The sequence below is a fragment of the Hyphomicrobiales bacterium genome (genome assembly GCA_002869065.1).
In the GTDB taxonomy this organism is placed as follows: domain Bacteria; phylum Pseudomonadota; class Alphaproteobacteria; order Rhizobiales; family Rhodobiaceae; genus Rhodobium.
In genome coordinates, this window is the sequence record PKTR01000004.1 from 282,365 (window position 1) to 304,996 (window position 22,632).

A 22,632-nucleotide genomic window follows, 5' to 3' on the forward strand; every position below is an offset into this window, starting at 1 on the left:
CGGGATCAGGCGCTCTTTTCGAACAGCTCGCGGCCGATCAGCATGCGGCGGATCTCCGACGTGCCAGCGCCAATCTCGTAGAGCTTGGCGTCGCGCAGCAACCGGCCGGTCGCGTAGTCGTTGATATAGCCGTTGCCGCCCAGCGTCTGGATCGCCTCGAGCGCCATCCAGGTCGCCTTCTCAGCCGCATAGAGGATGACGCCCGCCGCGTCCTGACGGGTCGTCTCGCCCCGGTCGCAGGCCCGCGCCACCGCATAGACATAGGCCTTGCAGGCATTCATCGTGACATACATGTCAGCGAGCTTGCCCTGCATGAGCTGGAACTCTCCGATCGGCTTGCCGAACTGCTTGCGCTCGTGGACATAGGGCATGACGATATCCATCGCCGCCTGCATGATGCCGATCGGGCCGGCTGCCAGCACGACGCGCTCATAGTCGAGGCCCGACATCAGCACGCGCACGCCCTTGTTGACCTCGCCAAGCACGTTCTCTTCCGGCACTTCGCAATCCTCGAACACCAGTTCACAGGTGTCGGAACCGCGCATGCCGAGCTTGTCGAGCTTCTGCGCCGTCGAAAAGCCCTTGAAGCCCTTCTCGATGATGAAGGTGGTGATGCCCTTCGGGCCCGCCGCCGGATCGGTCTTGGCGTAGACGGCCAGCGTATCGGCGACCGGACCGTTGGTGATCCACATCTTGTTGCCGTTCAAGATGTACCGATCGCCCTTCTTTTCCGCCCGCGTGCGCATCGACACCACATCGGAGCCGGCGCCCGGTTCCGACATCGCCAGCGCACCGACATGCTCGCCCGAAACGAGCTTCGGCAGGTAACGCTTCTTCTGCTCCTCGGTGCCGTTGCGCCGGATCTGGTTGATGCAGAGATTGGAATGCGCGCCGTAGGACAGACCAACCGACGCCGAAGCCCGGCTGACTTCCTCGACCGCGATGCAGTGTTCCAGATAGCCGAGGTTCGAGCCGCCATATTCTTCCTCGACCGTGATGCCATGCAGGCCGAGCGCGCCCATTTCCGGCCACAGATGGCGCGGGAACTCGTTGGTCTTGTCGATCTCGTCGGCAATCGGCGCAATCCGCTCCGACGAGAACGAGCGGACCGTATCGCGCAGCATGTCGGCGGTTTCGCCAAGGTCGAAATTCAGGCTCGGAAAATCATTGGGGATCATAATGGCGCCTCTCCCTGTGGGCGCCTTGGCACCCGGATTATTGTTTGTCGCGGCGCGGGGCCTGTGCCTCGAAAAGGCCGACGAGACCGACCATTTCGAACCGTACCCGCTCAAAGCGCGTCTCAAGGTTCTGCCGCAAATCTTGCGGTCGGTCCAGATGGTTGGAGAAGATTCCCCGGCCATTGTAGAGCCGCTGCAGAGCCCGCGCCGGGGCTGACGCTACGACACCCTGAAGGAATATCGTGGCCCCGAACAGCACCCCGTCATCATCCATCACGGCGGCAAGATGATCGAACACCCTGCCCTTCTCGTTCATGCTGCCGGGCAGACAATGAAGCAGATAGGTCAGGCTGATGGAGCGGAACGGCCCGATCGCCGGCAGCGGCGAGAGAACGTCACCGCGCACCGTCTTGACAGGTCGTGGTGCGAGACGCGTTTCCGTGCGGGAAAGACAGGCCGGATTGAGGTCGAACAGCGTGATCGAAGGCTTCGCAACCGGCAAGCGCGCCTTTGAGAGGAAATAACCGGTCCCAACCCCGACATCGAGATGACGCCCGGAAACAAGCCGCTCATAAGGATCGATCAGTCGCCGCGTCGGACAGCGCCAGAGAAGCGGGTTCGACAGGCCATGCACCCAGAAATCGTAGAAGGCGAGCGTCAGCGGCGAATAGACCGCCGACCCGGCGCTGAGGCCGTCGCGACCGGCCATGGCCGATCAGTGCCGGGGCTCGAACACGATCCGCCGCTCGCAGCGGCCATCGTCGCAGGCCTGCAGCGTGAACCGCGCCGCATCGCGTGAGGCGCAGAAATTGTTGCCATTGTCGGCCACGCGGTTGGCTATGGCGTCCGGCGCGACCCGGTATTCACCGAGGATCTTGTGGTCGGCATCGAGCGCGACGAGAATCCAGTAGCCGCTCTCCAGATAGACCATGTGGTTGCGGTAGGGCGGAATCAGCATCCCCTCCATCAGATCCGGATTGCGGGTTTTGCCCGGATCTTGGATCTGTGTGTTGAGAACGCAGATATCGGTCCATGCACCCGGCACGACCTTTTCGAAACTGGCCGGCTCGCCCGTGGGAATAGCGGCAAAGCGCTCGGCCAGCGCCATCTCGCGTTGGTCGAGCGAGAACCCGGTCATCACGAAAGCGAGCACCGACCCGGCGATGCCAATGGCGACCAGCACGAGAAAGAGCGAACCGATGCCGAAGCGGCGCTCCCGTCGTGGCGGCAGCGCGCCGTTGCCCGTCTCGCTCATACTCACTCTCCTATCGTGGATAGATGCCTTGTGCCGAACCGCTAGCCGGCCGACCCCGATGCGCCGCCCGGCAGACCTTTCGCGTCGGACCGCCCGGCCATGACCATCATGGTGAAGAGCGCCGTTGCGATCTCCCGCTCCTCGCCCCCGGTATACGCCACCACTCCGGCGCTGCACACCATCAATTGCCGTCCGGCCTTGACGACACGGCCGATCGCCCGGATCCCCTCACCTTCGGCCGGCCGCACGAGGTTGATCTTGTATTCGACCGTCAACACCGAGGACGACGCATCCATCAGAGAAAAGGCGGCATAGCCCGCCGCCGAGTCGGCGACCGCACCAACCGCGCCGCCATGGATGAAACCATGCTGCTGGGTCAACTCGGATTTGAACGGCAGATCGATCTCGACATGACCGGGTGACACGCGGGCAATCCGCGCGCCCATCAAATCCATGAATGGCTGGCGCGCGAAGCTGTCACGCACACGCGTTTCGTAGTCAGGAGTCAAAGGCTTGAAATCGGTCACGCTGGCATCCCCGGAGATCACATGAAGGGATGCACAATAGCGTATCGGCACGCGCCGGAAAGGGGTGCGCGGACTTGGCGGCACAAGCCTGGCCGCGCATCCGGATAGATATGGACTGCTAGAAGACGATCTGCGGATACGGACGCGGCTGCGGCACCCGCGCATTCGGGAACGGGTTTTCCGTCTGCGACGTGATCACCATCGGCTCGCCGTCGAGATCGTCATCCGCGACCGGCTCGGCCCCGGCCGGCGCAGGCTCGACCGGCTGCGGGTCGCTGGCGCTGATTACCAGCGGCTCCTCCTCCGGTGCCGGCATGGATGCCATCCCCGCCCCGATCGGCTCGACAAACACCAGCCCGTTGATCGTGCACATTCTGTGTGCCCCGCTTCCCGGCAGCGACGTCACCGAACAATTCGGATTGGGACCACCGCTCGACCCGAGACAACCCCCGAGCCCTACGGCGAGGACAGGCACAATCAGCCAGGCGGTACGCATAATGTTTTCCTCGAATGAATTCGTCGGAAAACATGGTTAACGAACAGCGTTAATGCCGGGTAAAGAGCGGATCGATCCGTTGCAACCTGCAACGGGAAAACGGCTCAGCCGAGGCCGAACCACCAGGCGGCGAAGCCGAGGAATGCAAAGAAGCCGACCACATCCGTTACGGTCGTCACGAAGACGCCGGAGGCGACCGCCGGATCGACCTCCAGCTTGTCGAGACCGATCGGAATGAGAATCCCAGATACGCCGGCAACGAGCAGATTGACTAGCATCGCCGCGGCTATGACACCGCCGAGCTGCGCATTGGCGAACCAGAGCCCTGCGACAAGCCCGATGATCAGCGCAAACAGAACCCCGTTGACGAAACCGACCACGGTTTCACGACCGATCAGCCGGCGGGCGTTGTAGATGTCGAGTTCGCGGGTCGCGAGCGCGCGCACCGCAATGGTCATGGTCTGCGTCGCCGCATTGCCGCCCATCGAGGCCACGATGGGCATCAGCACGGCCAACGCCACCATCTGCTCGATTGTGGCGTCGAACAGCCCGATGACCAGCGATGCCAGAATGGCCGTTCCCAGATTGACCACGAGCCAGGGAAAGCGGCTGCGAACCGACGAGACGATAGAGTCCGACACCTCTTCGTCGCCGACACCGGCCATCAGCTTGAAGTCCTCGTCGGCTTCTTCGCGGATCACGTCGACGATATCGTCAATGGTCATCACACCGACCAGCCGCTCCGCGTCATCAACGACAGCCGCCGACACCAGATTGTAGCGCTCGAACAGATGCGCCACCTCTTCCTGGTCATCGGTCACTTCAACCAGGTTCCGCGTCTCATCGGTGAGTTCTGAAATCTTCGTCGGACGCTTTGCGCGCATCAGATGGCTGAGCGAAACCGTTCCCAGAAGCCGGAACGTCGGATCGACAACGAAAATCTCGTAGAACTCGTCCGGCAGCTCGTCGGCGTCGCGCAAGTAGTCGATGGTCTGGCCAACGGTCCAGAACGGCGGCACCGCGATGAAATCGGTCTGCATGCGCCGACCGGCCGAGTCTTCCGGATAGTCCAGCGAACGCTGCAGCTGAACCCGTTCGGGAAACGGCATCTCGTTGAGAATCGCCGTCTTGTCGGGTTCATCGAGGTCTTCGAGAATGTAGACCGCATCGTCCGAATCGAGCTCGCTGACGCCACGCGCGACCTGTTCTGGCGGCAGGTCCTCGAGAATGCGAACGCGAACCGTCTCATCGAGTTCGGTCAGGGCCGTGAAGTCGAAGTCCGCGCCAAGAGACCGGACCAGCTTACCCTGGTCGTCGGCCGGCAGCGCCTCGATCAGATCGCCGAGGTCGGCTTCGTGCAGGTCCTCGGTCGCCGCCCGCAACAGGTCGACATCGTCGTCCTCGAGCGCCGTTCGGATGACAGTGACGAATTCCTTCGACAGGCCATCGTCCTCATCCCGGATCTCCGGGATCAGATCGACCTCTTCTTCCGTCGCTGCACTGGTCTCATGATCGGCCAAGCTAGTCTCCGAACAGCGGCTGCGTCTCGCGACACCGGAATCCTCGTGAGGTGTAGCGTGCATGCCGATCTATCTCCACCGAAAAATCGGCGGGGCAAACCGCGGATAAGCGGAATCAAAACGGCCGCCGCATCGGCGCGTCTCCAACGAGCCCTTCGCGGTTTGTCCGCTCCCGCGGCCACCCGCGAGCAAGGAACATATTCCGCATCCCCGAAGGCCATGTTACCACCGCAACGTCCCCTAGCATTCCCACGAGGCGGCACTCACGGACAACCGGGGACCTTGATCTGAAACTCTGTTTCCCACCAGATACTTAAATGCAAGGCGACGAGGAAAATCACCGCAAGAGAGAACCGGAATTGGTCAAGACGTTCCCGATCCAACCGTCTTTGTGACATATCTTTGAGCAATACGACTCGTTGATGCCGTTTTTGATTGACGTTAAGATGCGCCAGCGCTTGATACCATGTCGCAGTGCGCAACATTCGGTTGCATGGTATCGGGGTTACCGCTTGATTCAGTTGCAATCAATCTACTTTGGTGCCGGAAACAATCTCTTCCGACCTGCACGTCGCCACAGGGCGCGTAAGTTAGCGTTTGTCGATTGGGAAAAGAAACGAGAAACCGTGAGTGATGGCCAAGAATAGTCCGGTTTTCAATACAACCAAATTGACGCAGTACATGCACCATATCGATGGTTTCGAGAAAGTGCTGCATATCGCGCACCACGAATGGCATGGAATCAGGCATGCGACCGGGTTTTGCCCGGGCCACAAACTGTTGATCGACTCCGAAGAACCAATAGAGCCGGCACAGCTTCAAAGAATCGAAGAGTGGATCGAGATCAACAAGATCGAGAGAATCGTATTTCAGGGCTACTCCATAATCGCCGACAAGCTGGCCGTGAATTTGCGGTCTAAATTTGGTGACACGATCCGCTTCTTTGTCATCACCCATGTGACGACCGCGCAGTTCGATAATGTTTTCGAAATAAAAATGCAGAACACCGTGCTGACGCGCAAGAAGTATGGTGTTTTTTCAAAAATAGCCTCCGTGAAACCGAAGTTCAGCGGGACATTTGAGGACTATTGGCCGCATACGATTATCAATTTCGCGCCGAATATCATCCAGGGCACGTTCCCGAAAGTGTTGAATGGCGTGGAAGTTCTGTCCCCACTTGAGCTTGGCTGGCGAAAGAATCTCTACACCAATATTTTCGCGAGCCATCTGGCGGAGAATGTGGATCGGGTGAAGGTGACCTTTTTCCCACCGGGAATCGAGTCGATCTTCGATATCTCGAAACTGCGTTATGTCGGCCTGCTGCGTGGTCCGGATCTCTTTGCCGAGATGGCGAACAGCTCGGCCGTCGTGATGGCGACGCTGGCTGAATGCCAGCCCATGACGCAGCTGGAAGCGTTCGCGGTCGGCACACCCGCATTGACGGGTCCCTTGAACATGTCCGAGTACGCCGACGATGAATTGATCCGTTTGTGCACAGCGAGCGCGCTCGACAACCCCGCCCTGCTGGCCCGCGACATTGAGCGGTTGATTGACCTCGTCAAAACAGATCCGGACCACATGGACGGCTTGATCCAGCAGCATCTTTTGCGGAGAAACAAGGATGCCGCGGAGCGCTACGCTTCGTTCCTTGACCTGTAATGCGGCGCAGCGAGATTGAAGAGATTGTGATGCCGAAAACTTCGCGCCCTTCGATTTGTTTCATTACCAATGAGCTCTATCCGGCAGCCCCCGGCGGCATCGGGCGAATGCTCTATAATTTCGCAAAACAGAACGAAGCCCTGGGATTTCCGGCCGAGATCAATTTCCTCATCCCCACCGATTTCGCCAACAAGCCCGGCGCAATGGATGCCCTCGACGATGCGTTCGAGGGCATCGCGGAAATCCATGTGTTTCCGAAATTGCAGGACTTGCCCGACGCGTTCGCACACGCGCTGTTCAAGCATCGCCCCTGGACGCTGGAACTGCATATCTCGACGTCGTATCGCTACTACCTCGGTCTGCGTGAGCTCGAACGCAAGAGAAAGAAGAAGTTCGACTTCATCGAGTTCCCCGATTTCGGCGGCTGGGGAACCGTATCGATCGAGGCGAAGCGGGCTGGCATCGCCTTCCAGGACACCATTATCGGGGTACGCATCCACTCCACGCTGGGGCTGATTTCCAGCTACGAACGTTACTCGCGCGACCCCGGCCCGTGGGATGGCGTGGTGCTGGATTCAGAACGCCACCAGCTCACCTATGCCGATCTCATCGTCGGCCACGACCCGCTGATCCTGGAGACGAACACGCGTTTTTATGATCTGGACGAAAGGTGGCGCGACCGGGTCGTCTGCGAGTTCCCGCCCATCATGCTCGATCTCGACAGCGACCAGACGGGCAGCAATACGAGAAGTGGCGAGACGGAAGAACACACCGACGTTTCTCCAGCGAACCGGGACTTCATCTTCTCCTCACGGCTGCAGCCGTTCAAGCGCCCCGACCTTTTCGTCTATGCCGCCGTCGCCTTTCTTGAACGCAACCCCGACTACCAGGGAGTGTGCAGGGTTGTCTCCTATGGCTGGGACGACGAGTACATCGCCGGCCTCCAGGACATCGTTCCCCCGCACCTCGCCGACCGGATTCCGTTCATTTTCGATGCGACGCCTGCGGAGCGTGACGACTACCTGCAGAATTCCGTCGTCGTCATACCCTCCGAATACGAAAGCCTGTGCCTGTTCGCCTACGAGTCCTCGCAAATGGGCTGCCAGGTGATCTTGAACCGGGACTGCGTGGTGTTCGGTCAGAACGCGCGCTGGAAGGATGGCGACAACTGCGTGATGTTCGACGGCACCGTTGACGACCTCGTGTTGGCGATGGAGCGGGTCCGCGACTGGACGCCGCGTTCGCAGGTCGATTTTGCCGCCGACACCCCCTACTGGCTGCTCGATAAACTGCCATCCCAAGTCAGCATACGCGACGAAGAGCCTGGTCCCAGGGCAAATGTCAGCGTGGTTTGCTTCGGCTTTCAGGAAGTGCGGGAATTCCAGAAGCTCTTCAGTTCACTGGTTCATATCGAACGAGAACTGCAGCTTGCCGACGGTAGCGACGAAATCGTGTTCTTGCTGCCGCGTGCCCTCTTCTCACCGGGCGGTAACGAGCAGCGGCTGATCGAGGAACGTGGCTGGAAGGCGGAGTTCATTCATGGCTTCCGCGAGAGCGCGGAGACATTCTCGCGCCGGCTCCGTCAGCGCGACAGCGAGTGCATCCTGCTCGTCGAAGTGGGCTTCGAGCTCTATCCCGGTTTTGTCCCCGCGGCGAAAAAGGCGATGGAGAGAGATGGCTCGCTGCAGATCGTCGGTGGCCACGTCGAAATTCTCGACAGCGACACAGGACACAGCGACTATCTGAAAGCCTATGGAGGCGAGATGCCCTCACTGGCTTTGGTGTCGAGCCAGATTGCACCGCCAACAAGCATGTTTCGGCGCTCTTTGCTGGAGCGGATCGGGTTCGATCCGCACGCAGCGGCGCTCTGGTTCGAGGTTTTCGTCCGCAAATGCGTGCTCGCAGGCGAAAAGATCGTCGTTGCTCCCCTCTTCTGCGCGTCCCTGGACCCTGTGTTCGCCGAAAAGCCCGACACGACGGTTCGCATCAATGGCGGCATAACCGACGCGGTCGGCCGGGAACTGGGCTTCAGGGGACGCCTGCTGGCATTTGGTCCGCTGAAGCAACCCGACAAGACCGGTCAGCTCTCGGTGGTGCTGGGTCCCGACAAACTGAAGCAGGCGATCCGCATCAACCCGGTCGGCAGAGTCCGGAATTGGGAGCCGGTTTTCTATCGCAACGACCTCAAGGGATTGCAGGTTCACCCCCTGAACGGCGATGTCACGATTGCCGAGGTGATTGGCCCGAGCCGAAAGATGCGCCGCATTCAGGCTGTGATTCACAACGGGCACGCCGAAAACACCGGGATTGAAGCCGCCATCGCAATCGTCCCGAAATCCGCGGAGACGCCGGAGATCGTCCAGTTTCTGACGAGCGAGAGCAAAAAGCCCGGGTTTGCGATGAGCTCATGGGTGGAGGTGCCACCCAAGGAGACTCTCGAAATCGATCTGGCAACCCTCCGCGCCAGCAACGGGCGCGACAGAATCCTGATGGTCTCACGCCTGCCACTTTATTCGAATGAGGATTTCGGACATCTCGTTTTCAGGAAAATCGAGATCTGGCTGAATACCAATTTGCGCTGAGGGGATTATGGGCAAGAGCTTGCTCGGATTGAGAAACATCCGGATCGGGTCAAACAGGGGCCGCGACGTTCCGAGCCCGCTCGGTACCGAGAAGAAACACTTTGATTTCTACGGAACCACATGGGGATTCTCCGACAAGAAAGCGTCGCGCGAGCTGAACATCGGCAGCATCAAGCCGTACGAGAGAATCCTGCCCGGAATGATCTGGGGCTGCGCGCGCGAACCGGAGCATCGTGCCGACGTCCAGCTGCACAAGGATGAAAGTAACGAGGACGCGTTGTTCCTGAATTTCCAGGCGCCGCATTCCCGCTTTCTGACCCTCGAATTCGACCTCGACCACACCGCGCTGGCGAATGGCGGCGTCGTAAGCCTGATGCTCGAAGCGTCCGCAGTGCCAACGACATCCTGCCGCGCCGCGGTGCGCTTCTCCACGCCCGACGTCGAGCGCGGCTTTCACGACGCTCCCCTTCGCAAGTTCGTTTTCACGAGCAATGCCGCGCCGATCACGATATCGGGCTTTGTCGACCCTGTGCTGGACAACAAGCGCTTGCCTGTCACGCGCGCCAAACTGATCCTGTTCATGTCGAAACGGGAACTCACGCTCGCCATTCGGCGAATTTCGATTTCGCCGGCTCCGATAGCAGCTCGGTAAACGTCAGGAGTTCTTCGACCGTCTCGGTTGCCGTGTCCCGCCGCCATTTGCGATCAATGGTCACCGGATCCCGAAGCGCACATGCGCGTGGCTCGTGTAGCTGAACAGCCAAAAACGGCGCCATTTCCCTTTCCAAACCGGTGCTCGCATTGTACCTAAGCGGCATCGCATACACACCGGCGCAAACAAACAGGGAGCCATCCGTTGTCGGGTAACAAGTTCGGGATTTTGCTCGCTCGCCAACGCTCCGGCACCGGAGCGTTGGGCTCAATATTGGATCGCCATCGCCAGCTTCATTATCTCGGCGAAATCCTGCATCCGGGAAATCTCGGCCAGGAGAAGAACTTCTTCACGTACCTGTCCCAGGTGCTCGAAGAGGACAAGGAGGCGTTCCTCCCGAAGAACAGGCTCCACGTGCTGGACAAGTTCGTCGACACGATGCGGGAGGACGGCGTCACCCCGATCCTCGATGTCAAATACAGCAGCATTCATCACCTCTACGGCGACTGGCAGAGCCCTCTCTCCCGCCCCCAGATCCTCAACCACGCCGAAGGCCGCGTCGTCCCGATCATTCACTTGACCCGGAAGAACCATGCAAAGACGTTTGTGTCCGGCCGATTGGCCGAAACGAACGCTGTCTGGCATACCAACGACAAGTCGGCCGCACAAATCCGAAGCATTGAAATCAACCCTGCGCAGCTTCTGCGGTTTATCCGGAACTCGGTAAGAGAATCCAAGCTCGTCCAGAAGTGGCTGGCGGGGCACCCGCGCGTCGTGACTTTCGACTACTCCGATATGCTGGATCCGCAGGGACGACTGACCGACACCATTTGCGAAAAACTTTCGACGACGCTGGGTATTGAGAGTTTCGTTGAAAAGCAGCCGTCATTCGTCAAGCAGGCGCCGGACTCGCTGAAAGAGTCGATCAAGAATTACGATGAGGTCGCCGACCACCTGAGTGACACCAGTTTCCGTTGGATGCTGAAATAGAAAAAACATTCAGTTGAGGTTCCGCACTCTGGGTGTCGAGCGCGAGTGCCGCGGGGAAATCAGATGGAACAGGATTCCGTCTGGTATTCGGAGGATGCATGGTACACAAACTTCTCATTAATGATGTCCTGCGCGACAGCGCCGTATCAAAAGAAGAAAAATACGCGTATTTTCCGATCGGCAAAGCGGCAAACACAAATATTAAGAGGTGGCTTTGGGAAGTTGAATGCGCGCGCGGCTACGAAACACCTGTACCGCAGACGTATTTCGACGTTCACAACTACGGCTGGATCAACGCCGATAGAGAAACGCCCTGGATCGCATTCTCTCGAAAAAGCGGCGCGGATTTCGCGACCGCGCTGGCGTCAAAATTCAAATTCACCGTAGTCCGTAATCCGTTTCTTCGAACGCTGTCCGGCTACCGGGACAAGATCGAATCTGCCAAGCACCCCGGCCCTGCGACGGCTGCGAAGTTCAAACTGCCGAGCTATCCGGAAAGTTTCGAAGAATTCGTCGCAATGGTCTGCGACCAGGACGACAGCCAGTCTGATATTCATTTCCGCAGCCAGACCTATAGCTGCCTGTACAATTTCGTCAAATTCGACAAGATCGTCCACATCGAGAACCTTTCAGACGAACTGGGCGAGGTCTCGCAAAGCTGCTTCGGATCAAACCATGCCGAAGCCAACTCCAGCGAGGCCAAGCATGCAACCGGCTCGTCGAGCGTGTTTGAAAAGTATTTTACGCCTGACCTGATCGACGCCCTCAAAAAGCGGTTCAAATCCGATTTCGAGCTGCTCGGTTACAGCGATGATCCCCTCGTCCAGGCGCCCGTACGTCCGGTCGGGAACTCCGGACGGTATGCCGAGATATTCCCCGACCTCCTTGCCCTCAGCGCCGGCGATCCGTCGGAACCGGCAAAAAACATCCAACAATGGCTGGCGAGAACCGAGGTCGATCAAGGCGCCGCGTTCGGCCTGACGAAGTATCTCGAACAGATGACGCGCATCTGGGACAACACGCAGGCGCGCAACGAACCGAGTTCCGAAATCACCACCAAGGATCTGTTGGCAGGAGCAGAGAATTCGCAACTGACCGGCGACCAGTTGGGCGGCGATGCGGCGTTCGAACTGGCCGATACGATACTGCGCAATCTTCGCCTCAAGATCAGCACGCAGGGAAGCGGCACCGTCGACGTCGAAGGCTTCGGCAGATTTTCTTTCAAGCGCAACAAGAACGGAGCGCGCCGCATCCTCTTTTCGCCGGGCGACCACTGACGGATCTAGATGCGTTCCGTGCGCAGCGCGATCCTGACAGCAGGAGTCCTCTCCACGGCCACTGCGGGTCGGATCATCGCCGCGACACCCTACGGCATAGCCGCAGCGCTCAATGCGCCTTGAGAACCGCTCAGACGGCGGCCATCGCCGATGGCGGTTCCGATCGCATATCGGCCTGAAAGGCCGTGATACGCCGCATTGCGACCCCACAGGCCCGCGCTGTGGGAAAAGCGCTGCCGCGCTTCGGCTTTCGAGCCGCTCCGACCGCCGTCGGCTCCACGAGAACAAGCGACAAAAAGCCTGTTCGGATTTCGCCGTCTGCGCACCCGATCCGGGCAGCGCGCAGAAAAACCGAACCGGGGGAAGAGTTCTCAACGCCGGCCGGTGAATAGGCCGGCCGTGATTTGGCAGTCGTTGGCTACCTCTGTCGGCTGTTGGCGAACTCAGGCCTCACTGCGCATCATAGAGCGCGTATCTGCGGGCCTTCGCGGATTGGGTGCAGGTCTTCTTCGCAAACGTCGTGGCGGCGTTCTTCGGCGACTTGCCGTAGGAATAGCCGCAACAGAAGCCATCCGCGGAGACGTGGAAGGCCTTGTGCCCGTTCCTCCCCCGCGGTTGCTGAACATCCCCTTGCAGTCGCTCGATTGAATCGCAGGCGCTGCAAACACGGCGGCTGAACCGGATACGGCGACGCGCAACAAGGCGACCTCCGAAATACAACGGCAGAATCAAAAAGGGCTCCACGAAGGAGCCCTTTAAATGGTGCGGTCGAGAAGACTCGAACTTCCACGGGTTTTACCCCACAGCGACCTCAACGCTGCGCGTCTACCAATTCCGCCACGACCGCGAAAGGAAAGCGCGAACTGCCGTTCGGCGCGCCTTCATGTATCAAATCGATGTCCCCGGTTCAAGCGCCATGATCGATTGATCGCAATATCCCTTGCCGGGATTTTCCAGCCTTCCAGAGGCACGGATAAACTGTTGAAATTATTGGGGGTCGATACAGCGGACTGTTTGCCGGGTCTTGCTTTCCGCACCCCGCATCAGCACTTCCGTGATGGTAATGCCGATTTTTTCGCCCTGAAGCACGACGCGCCCGCGCGCAATCGGGATATCGTTTGCCAACACCTCGACGTCATCGTCCTCGTTCGTGTCGAGCTCGATGACCGCGCCACGGCCCATACGCAGCAGCTGATGCACAGGCATGATCGACGAGCCGAGAACGACCGAGAGTTCGACATCGATCTTATCGAAAGTTGACATATGCGCGCCTTGACCAACAGTGCCCGTGCAGCTCGAAGCGAACCGCCGCGTCGAGTTAAGCTTGACGAGCGAACCGTTACCGGATGGTTAACGTCTTATGGTTAACGAAAGACAAACAGCGCGGCAGCCCTTCCTTGCCACCGACCCCGCCGATGCGGTCGAATGGATGATCTCCGACGCGCTCATCCCCTACCCTGAAGCCGTTGCCGCGATGGAAGCCCGTGTCGCCGCGATTGCGGACGGCACGGCGGCGGAATGCGTCTGGCTGCTCGAACACCCGCCGCTCTATACCGCCGGCACCAGCGCCGATCCGGGCGACCTCGTCGCACCGGATCGCTTCCCCGTCTACCAGACAGGGCGCGGCGGCCAGTACACCTATCACGGCCCCGGACAGCGGGTCGCCTATGTCATGCTCGATCTGAAGCGCCGTCGCCCGGATGTGCGCGCCTTCGTCGTCGCGCTCGAGGAATGGCTGATTCGCACCCTGTGGCAGTATCACGTGCGCGGCGAACGCCGTGACGACCGCGTCGGCGTCTGGGTCCGCCGGCCCGACAAGGGCGTGGCGGTCGAAGACAAGATCGCGGCAATCGGCATTCGCCTGCGACGCTGGGTCAGCTTTCACGGTATCTCGCTCAACGTTGAACCGGAACTCGACCATTTCTCGGGAATCATCCCCTGTGGAATTCGCGAGCACGGCGTCACCAGCCTCGTCGACCTTGGCATTCCCGTAACCCTGGCTGAAGTAGACATGATCCTGCGTCGCGAGTTCGAGGAGCTTTTCGGCGAAACGGTTGCAGTCCCCCCGCTGCTGGCCAATATGGAAGAAGCAACGAACACCGAGTGAGGTCATGGCGGCATCCGACTACGTCTACTCCGTCCGCGGCATCGTGCGCGGCTATCAGCTTTTCCCCGACAAGGGGCCGCTGAAGCTGTTCTTTCTGACGGTTCCCGGCGACCCGGAGGTTCCCGTTCGCCTGACCGGCGTGGATCTGGAGATGCGCGACGGTCACGACGTCGAGGTTTTCTACCTACACGAGGCCAAGAAGGACAAAGACCTGCCCTTGCTGGTGAACAATTATTCGAGCCAGGAAGTCGAGGAAGTTCGGGAAAAGGACAACAGGCCGCCGAAGAAATCGCGCGGCTGCCTTGCCGGCGGCGGTGCCTTCACCATTGCCGCGATCGTGCTCGGAGCCTTCTTCTGGCCGCTCTTGATCGGGCTTGCCGTCTGGTACACCTACAAGCGCGTGCCGCTCGAGAAGAAGTTCGCCAACAAGAACCGTCTGCAGCGCAACCGGCAAATGCTCGAGGCCTACATCAAGAACCGCTACGGTCGTCTGATCACCGCCGACGACATGATCCGCGACGCCGACCGGGTCCGCGTCGCCGACATGGACCTCGGGCGCGACTGAACAGCCTCTATCGGCGTCTCAGAGCGTCGCCAGCACATCGAAAGTGGTTGCCGAGAGGGTTGGCGCGTCGGAGATGATGCGCACCGCATCGACGCGCGCCAGCGCCGGTCCGCGCTCGCACGCTTCAAGAATGGCGGCAACCGCGTCGTCGGGACCCGAAAACGCCGCCTCGACCTCGCCGGAACGGCGATTTCGCACCCAGCCGCCGAGCCCGAGCGCCTTCGCCCGTCCCGCGCACCAGGCCCGGTAGCCAACGCCCTGAACCCGTCCGGTAACGATCACATGAACCGCGCGCATCGGCGCCCTCACCCGATCTTCAAGCCGTTCCCGCCTACTCGAATTCCATGATCATGGCGTCGACGGCAAGGCTGTCGCCCGGCGCCGCATTGACCTTTGCCACGACCAGATCGCGTTCGGCGCGCAGCACGTTTTCCATCTTCATGGCTTCGACGACGGCAAGCGTCTCGCCCGCCTTGACCTCCTGGCCTTCGGTCACCGCAATCGACACGACCAGACCCGGCATCGGGCACAGCAGCATCTTCGAGGTATCCGGCGGCAGCTTGATCGGCATCAGCGCGTCGAGAGCGGCAATGCGCGGGCTCAGCACGCGCGCCTTGGCCGTCAATCCCTGCCAGGACAGGCGCACGCCATTCTCGACCGGGCGGACCTGAACGGTCACCTGACGATCGCCGACCTGGCCCTGCCAGAGCGCCTCGCCCGGCATCCAGTCCGAGGCCACCGTCACGGTCTCGTCGCTGCCCTCGAAGCGAACTTCGAGCTCGGTCGGGATCGATACGAAATCGACCACCAGTTCGACCGGCAGATAATCCTTTTCATGGTGCGACTGACCCGGTTCCAGCTCTTTCACGTCACGTTCGAGCGACACGGCCCACTTTTCGGCGACATGGCCCGAATGCGGCCGCAGACGGCCGGGCAGACGGTCGAGACGGTCCTTGCGGATCAGTTCGATGGCCAGCGCCACCGACGCCAGAACCTGTTTGGCTTCCGCGCTCTGCTCCATACCGAGGAAGCCGTCGGGATACTCCTCGGCGATGAAGCCGGTCGACAGCGCGCCCTCGATCCAGCGCGGATGCTGCATCAGCGCCGTCAGGAACGGGATATTGTGCTCGATACCGTCGATCAGATAGGCGTCGAGCGCATCCGCCTGCGCCGAGATCGCCTCTTCCCGCGTCGGCGCGTGCGTCACCAGCTTGGCGATCATCGGATCGTAGAACATCGAGATTTCCGACCCCTCCTCGACGCCCGTATCGACGCGGACGGTGACACCGTCTTCGGTCGATTCGACCGGCGGACGGCAGCGCACCAGGCGGCCGATCGACGGCAGGAAGTTGCGGTACGGATCCTCGGCGTAGACGCGGCTCTCCACCGCCCAGCCGTTCAACTTGATGTCGTCCTGACCGAGTTCGAGCTTCTCGCCGGCGGCGGAGCGAATCATCTGCTCGACCAGGTCGACGCCGGTGATCAGTTCGGTGACCGGATGCTCCACCTGCAGGCGGGTGTTCATCTCAAGGAAGAAGAAGCTCTTGTCCTGACCGGCGACGAATTCGACCGTGCCGGCAGAGTCGTAATCCACGGCCTTGGCCAGCGCGACGGCCTGCTCGCCCATCAGGCGGCGGGTCGCTTCGTCGAGCAGCGGCGACGGCGCCTCTTCGATGACCTTCTGATTGCGGCGCTGGATAGAGCATTCGCGCTCACCCAGATAGACCACGTTGCCGTGCTTGTCGCCGAGCACCTGGATTTCGATGTGGCGCGGATTGACGATGAACTTTTCGATGAAGATGCGGTCGTCACCGAAGGACGACGCGGCTTCTGAGCGGGCGCGGGTGAAGCCTTCGGCTGCCTCCTCGGGGTTCCAGGCGATACGCATGCCCTTGCCGCCGCCGCCGGCCGAGGCCTTGATCATCACCGGATAGCCGATCTCGCCGGCGATCTTCACCGCTTCTTCCGAGCTGTCGATCAGACCCATATTGCCGGGAACGGTCGAGACACCGGCTTCGGCGGCGAATTTCTTCGAGGTGATCTTGTCACCCATCGCCTCGATCGCGCGCGGGTTCGGACCGATGAAGACGATCCCTTCGGCGGCGAGCTGCTCCGGAAACGACGCCCGTTCCGACAGGAAGCCGTAACCCGGGTGCACGGCCTCGGCGCCGGTCTCCTTGCAGGCCGCGATGATCTTGTCGGCGATCAGGTAGGACTCGGCTGCGGCCGGCGGGCCGATATGCACGGCTTCATCCGCCATATCGACATGCAGCGCATCCTTGTCCGCATCCGAATAGACCGCCACCGTCTTGATGCCCATCTTGCGACAGGTCTTGATCACACGGCAGGCAATTTCACCGCGATTGGCAATAAGGATTTTCTTGAACATGAGGCCCGTCCCGCAGAACTGTTTCTGCGGGTCGTTGTACGGTCTTGTGCGCCGCCCGGCAACTCAGTCGAACGGCGGATATCGCTTTCCCGGCTCAGTTCGGTAAACGGCGGCGAAAAATGACCTGCTCAGGCCGCGTCGCGGATGAGGTCCAGCAGTTTCGGATCGATGTGCGAGGCTTCCGCACGAAGGAACGCAAGCAGCGCCTTTTCATTCTCGTGCAGAGTGCCGTCGCGCCCGATCCGGCTGACGACCCACAGCGCCTCATCGCCGTCGATGCGCTCGGACTCACTCTGTTGGGCCTCGAAATCCGCATTGCGGGCCGCATAGGCCGCTTCCACCCGCTCCCCGAGAGTGGGTTCGAAGACGCCCTTCAGGCCGTTCAGCAGGGCACTGCCGATTGAGCCGGCCGACAGGCCGTCCCAGTCCAGCCCGGTCGGGCTGTCGAGCCAGGCCGCACGGCGGAGCGCCTCGTTGCGGCTCGGCACGCGGAACCCTTGCGCGGCCAGCAAATGGCTGGCGATTGCCTTGACGAACAGATCCGACCACGCCGGCGCGTTGTCCGCCTCGATGGTCGCATCATTGAGATTGAACAGAATTTCGGCCTCGGTCCGGGTGATCGCCACCGCGCCGCTGCCGCCATAGGCATAGAGGATACGGCGCAGCATCGCCGTCTCCGCCTCGCCGATAGCGCCGGGAACCAGCGTGCCGCCACGGGCAAGAACACCCCGCCCCTCGAGCACCGCCGCTTCCACTTGTTCGAGCGTGAAGCCGACGAGGCGCTGCGGCACGTCCTTGGCGGCTTCCAGCACCTTGACCAGAAGTTCCAGCTCGCGTGCCGTATCAACCACGCCATCGCGCCCGACCTGGGCGATCAGCCAGTCGGCATTATCGCGACTGACATAGCCGCGCGGCTCAGCCTGATGGACGATGAAATCGGCTTGCGCTTCGATGAAGAGTTCGGTCCAGGCCGGTGTCGCGGCCTCACAATCGTCATTGAGGCGGAACAGCGCCAGCGCTTCACGCACATCGACGATGCCGTCGGGATAAACAGCGCGGCGTAGCGCGAAAACGTCTTCCGTCGTCATCCGCCTTTTCAGCCGGATCGCCTCGACCATGGACTCAAATTCACGAGCAGCCATTACCGAACCCCCTTAACGCGAATCGCTCAGGGTTGAGGGTATCGGTCGAGACTTCCCAAGAAGTTAATCGGATAGATCGAAATCAACGAAGGATATCGCCTGAAGGAGAGGCTTTTCGGTGTCGCTTCGGAGGCTTCCCGTCACCAGGGCATGAACGAGTTCATGAAATTCATCGGCCGCGACACGTTGCGGTTCATCTGCGCCATGTCCCAGCGCATCCGCCCCATATCGGCGGTGATGGTGCCGATCTTTGTGTTCATCGACGACATTTCACCCGCAATGGTCGTGACCCGCGTCTGGATGCCTTCCATCTGCTTGAGATATTTCATCTGCGCGCTGATATAGGCCATATCCTTGGCGATCGGCGTCATGTTTTCCAGATGATCCATCTTGGCGTTCATCGTTTCCATATTGGTGGAAATCGTCGCCACGCGGACGGTCATATCCTCGATGCTGCTGGTCAGCGTCTGCATGCTTTCCGTCAGGTGTGCCATGTGGACGCCCATCTTCGGGTCGAAGCGGTCGGCAATCATGCGGATGTCATAGGTCAGGCTGTAGACAAGATAGAAGCCGTAACCCATCAGACAGAAAACCAGCGCGATGCCCGGGTAGACGATGTATTCCCAACGCCGCGCCGTCCGCTCGAACGAACTGACGAAGCGCTCCAGCGCATCCACCGGCATCGTGATTGTTTCGCAGGGAAGCCTGTTCGACGGATTACCCGTCGCACCGACCGCTGCCGCTGAACCGTTTTCGGCGGCATCATCCTTGGAATTTTCGGCCATGCAGACCCGTTTCCCCCTCGACTAGGTTTCCTCCGGCGGCTCTACCCGCCTCCGGTATCCCACGGCGGCTTTTGCCGCTCTTGTGATCAGCGCCCGCGTTCCCCGGCTTTGCGCTGACGTATCAGTATATCAGAATTTGTTCGCACCGGAACGAATGCGACGACTTTTCGCAGATTATTGTCAGTCAAAGCTTTTGGCCGTTGGTCGCACAAACGAAAACACCGCGCCCATCGCCGAATCGGCAAGAGGCACGGTGGTTTTACTCATCGACCGGAATGGCACGACAAGGCGCCTTTGAACGACGCCCGTTCCCGCCCCTAGAGCGGGATATTGTCGTGCTTCTTCCAAGGATTCTCTTCGGTCTTGTCGCGCAGCAATCGCAGCGCCCGGGCGAGCCGGCGGCGCGTCGAATGCGGCATGATCACCTCGTCGATGTAACCGCGCTCGGCGGCGACGAACGGGTTGGCGAAACGATCCTCGTAGTCCTTGACCCGCTTCTGGATCTTCTCGGCGTCGCCGAGTTCGGCGCGATAGAGGATTTCAGCCGCGCCTTTCGAGCCCATCACCGCGACCTCGGCCGTCGGCCAGGCGTAGTTGATGTCGCCGCGGATGTGCTTCGAGGACATAACGTCATAGGCGCCGCCATAGGCCTTGCGGGTAATCACGGTGATTTTCGGCACCGTGGCTTCCGCGTAGGCAAACAGCAGCTTGGCGCCGTGCTTGATCAGGCCGCCATATTCCTGCGCGGTGCCCGGCAGGAAGCCCGGCACGTCGACGAAGGTGACGATCGGGATGTTGAAGCAGTCGCAGAAGCGCACGAAGCGGGCGGCCTTGCGGCTGGCATCGCTGTCGAGCACGCCGGCCAGAACCATCGGCTGGTTCGCGACGATGCCCACCGTGCGGCCCTCGACCCGGCCGAAACCGGTGACGATATTCTTGGCGAACGACGGCTGGATCTCGAAGAAATCGCCCTCGTCGACCGTTTTCAGGATCAGTTCCTTGATGTCGTAGGGCTTGTTCGGATTGTCCGGGATCAGCGTGTCGAGCGAATGATCCTCGGCATCGTGATCGTGATAGCACTCGATCTCCGGCAGCGGCGCCTTGTTGTTCATCGGCAGATGGTCGATCAGCCGGCGCATCTGCAGCAGGCACTCGACATCGTTCTCGAACGCGCCGTCGGCAATCGACGACTTGGTGGTGTGGATCGAGGCGCCACCGAGCTCTTCCGCCGTCACCGTCTCGTTGGTGACGGTCTTCACCACATCCGGGCCGGTGACGAACATGTAGCTGGTGTCGCGCACCATGAAGATGAAGTCGGTCATCGCCGGCGAATAGACGTCACCGCCAGCGCACTGGCCCATGATCACCGAAATCTGCGGGATGACGCCGGACGCAAGCACGTTGCGCTGGAACACCTCGCCGTAACCGCCGAGCGCTGCCACGCCTTCCTGAATGCGCGCGCCGCCGGCGTCGAACAGGCCAATGATCGGCGCGCGGTTGCGCAGCGCCATATCCTGGACCTTGGTGATCTTCGCCGCATGGGTCTCGGACAGCGAACCGCCAAACACGGTGAAGTCCTTGGCGAACACATAGACCGTGCGGCCGTTGATCGTGCCGGAGCCGGTGACGACACCGTCGCCCGGGATCTTCTGGCCGTCCATGCCGAAATCGGTGCAGCGGTGTTCGACGAACATGTCGATCTCTTCGAACGAGCCCGGATCGAGCAGAATCTCGAGCCGTTCGCGCGCCGTCAGCTTGCCGCGCTTGTGCTGCGCCTCAATGCGCTTTTCGCCCCCGCCCAGACGGGCGATCGAGCGGCGTTTTTCCAGTTCGGCCAAAATTTCTTTCATCGCGGCAATCCATTCACCGGTTCATTTGGGTCAGGCTTTAGCATGGGCTCATGCGCCGGCAAAGTCGACGTGCGGCTAATACCCGGAAATTGGCCGTTGAAACGCGGGAAGAACTACGGTACGCGACCGAGAATGACCCGCGCGGCCGCCATCATTTCGGCGTGGCGCGTGGCGCGCTGCGCTTCCGCTTCCGGCACCGAACCCCAGCGCTCCGCGTTCCAGAGCTCGTCCACATGGGCGGCGTTAAACGCGGCTTCTGCCGTCAGCACCCCCTGCGCCAGCGCCAGCGCGATCAGCGCCGAGCCGGTCAGCGTCGTAATCACATGAAGCGCGGAAAGCCGGAACAGATCGAATTCGGCAACCGAGCCCGCAACGGCAGCAAGCGCCTCGTCCGCCTGCTGGACGTGGGCGATTCCGCCGGCCAGCTCGAAGCGCGCACCCAGCCTGTCGGCGGCAAAGGCAACAACCGGATCCCAGGCCGCACACTGCGCCTCAACGAGACTGTCGGGTCCATCTGCGCGGTAGCAGACCAGATCGCTGCCGGCATATTTGACGATTTCCGCGCGCACCGCCTCGATCTGCACGGAAACGCCATCGAGCGCGGAATTGACCAGTCGCGTCACCGGCATCTTCGCCGGGTCGATTTTCTCGCCCTGCGCGGCCCACTCAGCCGCCATCGCGTCGGCCAGATCCTTCGTCGGAACCTCGATCAGGGTCTTCGCCGGCGTGCGCACGCTGCGCCCGTCAAGCAGCACCGTGAAACCGTTTTCGCAAGCCTCGACCGTCACGCTCTTGTAGAAGCGCTTCGGCAGCGCCTTGCGGGCATGCGCCTGCGCCTTGGCGTGAGCATCCTCGGGCGACGGCCCCTCTTCGAGCAGATCGCGCATCACTTCTGTCCTTCAAGTCCGACCGCGCGGCGCACCATCGCCGGCAGTTCGGCAAAATCGTCGAGCACGCAGCAGGCGCCGGCGTCGTGCAGCGCGGCAACCGGATGATAGCCCCAGGACACACCGATCGCTTCGATGCCGGCGGCGCGCGCCATCTCCATGTCGAAGCTGGTGTCGCCGACCATCACCGCCCGCGACGGCTCGACACCGGTCTCCGACAGCGCTCTGTAAATCATTTCGGGATGCGGTTTCGAGGCCGCATCGTCGGCGGTCTGGATGGTCGCGAAGGAAATGCCGAAATCATGCACTTTCAGGATCGACTCGACGCCGCGCCGCGACTTGCCCGTCGCCATGCCGAACAGCGCATTGTCGTCCCCGGCCAGTTCGGCAAGCGCATCGAGCGTGCCCGGATAAAGTGGCTCGTGGTGATCCGGCTCGGAGCGCAGCGCGAAAAACGCCTGCTTGTACTCGCCGATCAGCGCCTCGACCGCCTCCGGCGTCGCTGCCTCGCCCAGAAGCCGGCTCATTGCGTGCGGCAGCGACAGCCCGACAATCGACAAAAGCTCCGAACGGTGCGGGGTTTCGCGCCCGACCGCGCTGAAGGCTCGTCCCATCGCTGCGGCAATGATGTTTTGGGAATCGACCAGAGTGCCATCGCAATCGAAGATCACCAGATACATGGGAGGAAATCTCTTTTCCGAAACAAGGTCAGGGCGCGGCGGGGGGCCCGCGCCGATCAGAAGTCCTTCATATGGCGCTCGCGTCCGCGAA

General features: G+C 60.9%; 21 protein-coding genes and 1 tRNA gene. 7 read left to right on the plus strand and 15 right to left on the minus strand.

Annotated features, from left to right (window positions below; all coding sequences use genetic code 11):
- Window positions 1-5 precede the first annotated feature (5 nt).
- The 6 genes from C0606_13765 to mgtE form a co-directional block, all read right to left on the minus strand.
- Entirely contained in the window at window positions 6-1,178 is a 1,173-nt protein-coding gene (locus C0606_13765; GenBank protein ID PLX36863.1) for an acyl-CoA dehydrogenase, read from the minus strand.
- 37 nt (window positions 1,179-1,215) lie between these two features.
- Window positions 1,216-1,887, minus strand: coding sequence for a hypothetical protein (locus C0606_13770; protein ID PLX36864.1), 672 nt, complete (start codon window positions 1,885-1,887; stop codon window positions 1,216-1,218).
- A gap of 6 nt (window positions 1,888-1,893) precedes the next feature.
- The gene (locus C0606_13775) at window positions 1,894-2,433 is read right to left on the minus strand and encodes a hypothetical protein (GenBank protein ID PLX36865.1); all 540 of its coding nucleotides are present in this window, start codon (window positions 2,431-2,433) and stop codon (window positions 1,894-1,896) included.
- A gap of 41 nt (window positions 2,434-2,474) precedes the next feature.
- Window positions 2,475-2,888, minus strand: coding sequence for a hypothetical protein (locus C0606_13780; protein PLX36946.1), 414 nt, complete (start codon window positions 2,886-2,888; stop codon window positions 2,475-2,477).
- Window positions 2,889-3,078: 190 nt separating this feature from the next.
- Window positions 3,079-3,333, minus strand: a complete 255-nt coding sequence (locus C0606_13785) for a hypothetical protein (GenBank protein ID PLX36866.1) — start codon at window positions 3,331-3,333, stop codon at window positions 3,079-3,081.
- A gap of 227 nt (window positions 3,334-3,560) precedes the next feature.
- Entirely contained in the window at window positions 3,561-5,039 is a 1,479-nt protein-coding gene (gene mgtE, locus C0606_13790; protein PLX36867.1) for a magnesium transporter, read from the minus strand.
- A gap of 570 nt (window positions 5,040-5,609) precedes the next feature.
- Between mgtE and C0606_13795 the strand changes: the two genes are divergently transcribed.
- From C0606_13795 to C0606_13815, 5 genes are all read left to right on the plus strand, one after another.
- Window positions 5,610-6,635 (plus strand): hypothetical protein, encoded by a 1,026-nt coding sequence (locus C0606_13795; GenBank protein PLX36868.1) that lies wholly within the window; start codon window positions 5,610-5,612, stop codon window positions 6,633-6,635.
- Entirely contained in the window at window positions 6,635-9,217 is a 2,583-nt protein-coding gene (locus tag C0606_13800) for a hypothetical protein (protein ID PLX36869.1), read from the plus strand. Before C0606_13795 ends, C0606_13800 begins: the two co-directional genes overlap by 1 nt.
- Before the next feature lie 7 nt (window positions 9,218-9,224).
- Window positions 9,225-9,869, plus strand: a complete 645-nt coding sequence (locus C0606_13805; GenBank protein PLX36870.1) for a hypothetical protein — start codon at window positions 9,225-9,227, stop codon at window positions 9,867-9,869.
- Window positions 9,870-10,142: 273 nt separating this feature from the next.
- Window positions 10,143-10,859 carry a hypothetical protein gene (locus C0606_13810; protein ID PLX36871.1) on the plus strand — a complete coding sequence of 239 codons (717 nt, stop codon included), beginning with the start codon at window positions 10,143-10,145 and terminating at the stop codon, window positions 10,857-10,859.
- A gap of 98 nt (window positions 10,860-10,957) precedes the next feature.
- A complete protein-coding gene (locus C0606_13815; GenBank protein PLX36872.1) occupies window positions 10,958-12,136 on the plus strand; it encodes a hypothetical protein in 1,179 nt (392 codons plus the stop codon).
- A gap of 760 nt (window positions 12,137-12,896) precedes the next feature.
- On the opposite strand, the gene C0606_13820 is transcribed toward C0606_13815, so the two are convergent.
- Window positions 12,897-12,983, minus strand: a tRNA-Leu gene (locus C0606_13820).
- 140 nt (window positions 12,984-13,123) lie between these two features.
- On the minus strand, window positions 13,124-13,399 hold the full coding sequence (locus tag C0606_13825) for a flagellar motor switch protein FliN (GenBank protein ID PLX36873.1): 276 nt from the start codon (window positions 13,397-13,399) through the stop codon (window positions 13,124-13,126).
- 97 nt (window positions 13,400-13,496) lie between these two features.
- Here C0606_13825 and C0606_13830 point away from each other — a divergent pair, with 97 nt between their 5' ends.
- Window positions 13,497-14,243: a lipoate-protein ligase B gene (locus C0606_13830; protein ID PLX36874.1), complete on the plus strand. Its 747-nt coding sequence runs from the start codon at window positions 13,497-13,499 to the stop codon at window positions 14,241-14,243.
- Between the two features lie 4 nt (window positions 14,244-14,247).
- On the plus strand, window positions 14,248-14,808 hold the full coding sequence (locus tag C0606_13835) for a hypothetical protein (protein PLX36875.1): 561 nt from the start codon (window positions 14,248-14,250) through the stop codon (window positions 14,806-14,808).
- An 18-nt stretch (window positions 14,809-14,826) separates the two neighbouring features.
- Here the strand turns inward: C0606_13835 and C0606_13840 are convergent, their stop codons facing one another.
- From C0606_13840 to C0606_13870, 7 genes are all read right to left on the minus strand, one after another.
- Window positions 14,827-15,105 (minus strand): acylphosphatase, encoded by a 279-nt coding sequence (locus C0606_13840; protein ID PLX36876.1) that lies wholly within the window; start codon window positions 15,103-15,105, stop codon window positions 14,827-14,829.
- A gap of 34 nt (window positions 15,106-15,139) precedes the next feature.
- Window positions 15,140-17,197, minus strand: a complete 2,058-nt coding sequence (locus tag C0606_13845) for an acetyl/propionyl-CoA carboxylase subunit alpha (protein ID PLX36877.1) — start codon at window positions 17,195-17,197, stop codon at window positions 15,140-15,142.
- Window positions 17,198-17,325: 128 nt separating this feature from the next.
- Window positions 17,326-18,315, minus strand: a complete 990-nt coding sequence (locus C0606_13850; protein ID PLX36878.1) for a hypothetical protein — start codon at window positions 18,313-18,315, stop codon at window positions 17,326-17,328.
- Window positions 18,316-18,479: 164 nt separating this feature from the next.
- Window positions 18,480-19,124 carry a hypothetical protein gene (locus tag C0606_13855; protein PLX36879.1) on the minus strand — a complete coding sequence of 215 codons (645 nt, stop codon included), beginning with the start codon at window positions 19,122-19,124 and terminating at the stop codon, window positions 18,480-18,482.
- Between the two features lie 317 nt (window positions 19,125-19,441).
- Complete coding sequence (locus C0606_13860) at window positions 19,442-20,974, minus strand: methylmalonyl-CoA carboxyltransferase (protein ID PLX36880.1); 1,533 nt, start codon at window positions 20,972-20,974, stop codon at window positions 19,442-19,444.
- A 113-nt stretch (window positions 20,975-21,087) separates the two neighbouring features.
- Complete coding sequence (locus tag C0606_13865) at window positions 21,088-21,861, minus strand: ATPase (GenBank protein ID PLX36881.1); 774 nt, start codon at window positions 21,859-21,861, stop codon at window positions 21,088-21,090.
- Complete coding sequence (locus tag C0606_13870) at window positions 21,861-22,541, minus strand: hypothetical protein (GenBank protein PLX36882.1); 681 nt, start codon at window positions 22,539-22,541, stop codon at window positions 21,861-21,863. The genes C0606_13865 and C0606_13870 overlap by 1 nt, the downstream gene beginning before the upstream one ends.
- Between the last annotated feature and the right edge of the window lie 91 nt (window positions 22,542-22,632).

Excerpts from the sequence above, each read along its gene's own strand:
- C0606_13765 (PLX36863.1), bottom strand. The coding sequence starts at position 1,178 with ATGATCCCCAATGATTTTCCGAGCCTGAATTTCGACCTTGGCGAAACC.
- C0606_13770 (PLX36864.1), bottom strand. The coding sequence starts at position 1,887 with ATGGCCGGTCGCGACGGCCTCAGCGCCGGGTCGGCGGTCTATTCGCCG.
- C0606_13775 (PLX36865.1), bottom strand. The coding sequence starts at position 2,433 with ATGAGCGAGACGGGCAACGGCGCGCTGCCGCCACGACGGGAGCGCCGC.
- C0606_13780 (PLX36946.1), bottom strand. The coding sequence starts at position 2,888 with ATGGATTTGATGGGCGCGCGGATTGCCCGCGTGTCACCCGGTCATGTC.
- C0606_13785 (PLX36866.1), bottom strand. The coding sequence starts at position 3,333 with ATGTGCACGATCAACGGGCTGGTGTTTGTCGAGCCGATCGGGGCGGGG.
- mgtE (PLX36867.1), bottom strand. The coding sequence starts at position 5,039 with ATGCACGCTACACCTCACGAGGATTCCGGTGTCGCGAGACGCAGCCGC.
- C0606_13795 (PLX36868.1), top strand. The coding sequence starts at position 5,610 with ATGGCCAAGAATAGTCCGGTTTTCAATACAACCAAATTGACGCAGTAC.
- C0606_13800 (PLX36869.1), top strand. The coding sequence starts at position 6,635 with ATGCGGCGCAGCGAGATTGAAGAGATTGTGATGCCGAAAACTTCGCGC.
- C0606_13805 (PLX36870.1), top strand. The coding sequence starts at position 9,225 with ATGGGCAAGAGCTTGCTCGGATTGAGAAACATCCGGATCGGGTCAAAC.
- C0606_13815 (PLX36872.1), top strand. The coding sequence starts at position 10,958 with ATGGTACACAAACTTCTCATTAATGATGTCCTGCGCGACAGCGCCGTA.
- C0606_13825 (PLX36873.1), bottom strand. The coding sequence starts at position 13,399 with ATGTCAACTTTCGATAAGATCGATGTCGAACTCTCGGTCGTTCTCGGC.
- C0606_13830 (PLX36874.1), top strand. The coding sequence starts at position 13,497 with ATGGTTAACGAAAGACAAACAGCGCGGCAGCCCTTCCTTGCCACCGAC.
- C0606_13835 (PLX36875.1), top strand. The coding sequence starts at position 14,248 with ATGGCGGCATCCGACTACGTCTACTCCGTCCGCGGCATCGTGCGCGGC.
- C0606_13840 (PLX36876.1), bottom strand. The coding sequence starts at position 15,105 with ATGCGCGCGGTTCATGTGATCGTTACCGGACGGGTTCAGGGCGTTGGC.
- C0606_13845 (PLX36877.1), bottom strand. The coding sequence starts at position 17,197 with ATGTTCAAGAAAATCCTTATTGCCAATCGCGGTGAAATTGCCTGCCGT.
- C0606_13850 (PLX36878.1), bottom strand. The coding sequence starts at position 18,315 with ATGGTCGAGGCGATCCGGCTGAAAAGGCGGATGACGACGGAAGACGTT.
- C0606_13855 (PLX36879.1), bottom strand. The coding sequence starts at position 19,124 with ATGGCCGAAAATTCCAAGGATGATGCCGCCGAAAACGGTTCAGCGGCA.
- C0606_13860 (PLX36880.1), bottom strand. The coding sequence starts at position 20,974 with ATGAAAGAAATTTTGGCCGAACTGGAAAAACGCCGCTCGATCGCCCGT.
- C0606_13865 (PLX36881.1), bottom strand. The coding sequence starts at position 21,861 with ATGCGCGATCTGCTCGAAGAGGGGCCGTCGCCCGAGGATGCTCACGCC.
- C0606_13870 (PLX36882.1), bottom strand. The coding sequence starts at position 22,541 with ATGTATCTGGTGATCTTCGATTGCGATGGCACTCTGGTCGATTCCCAA.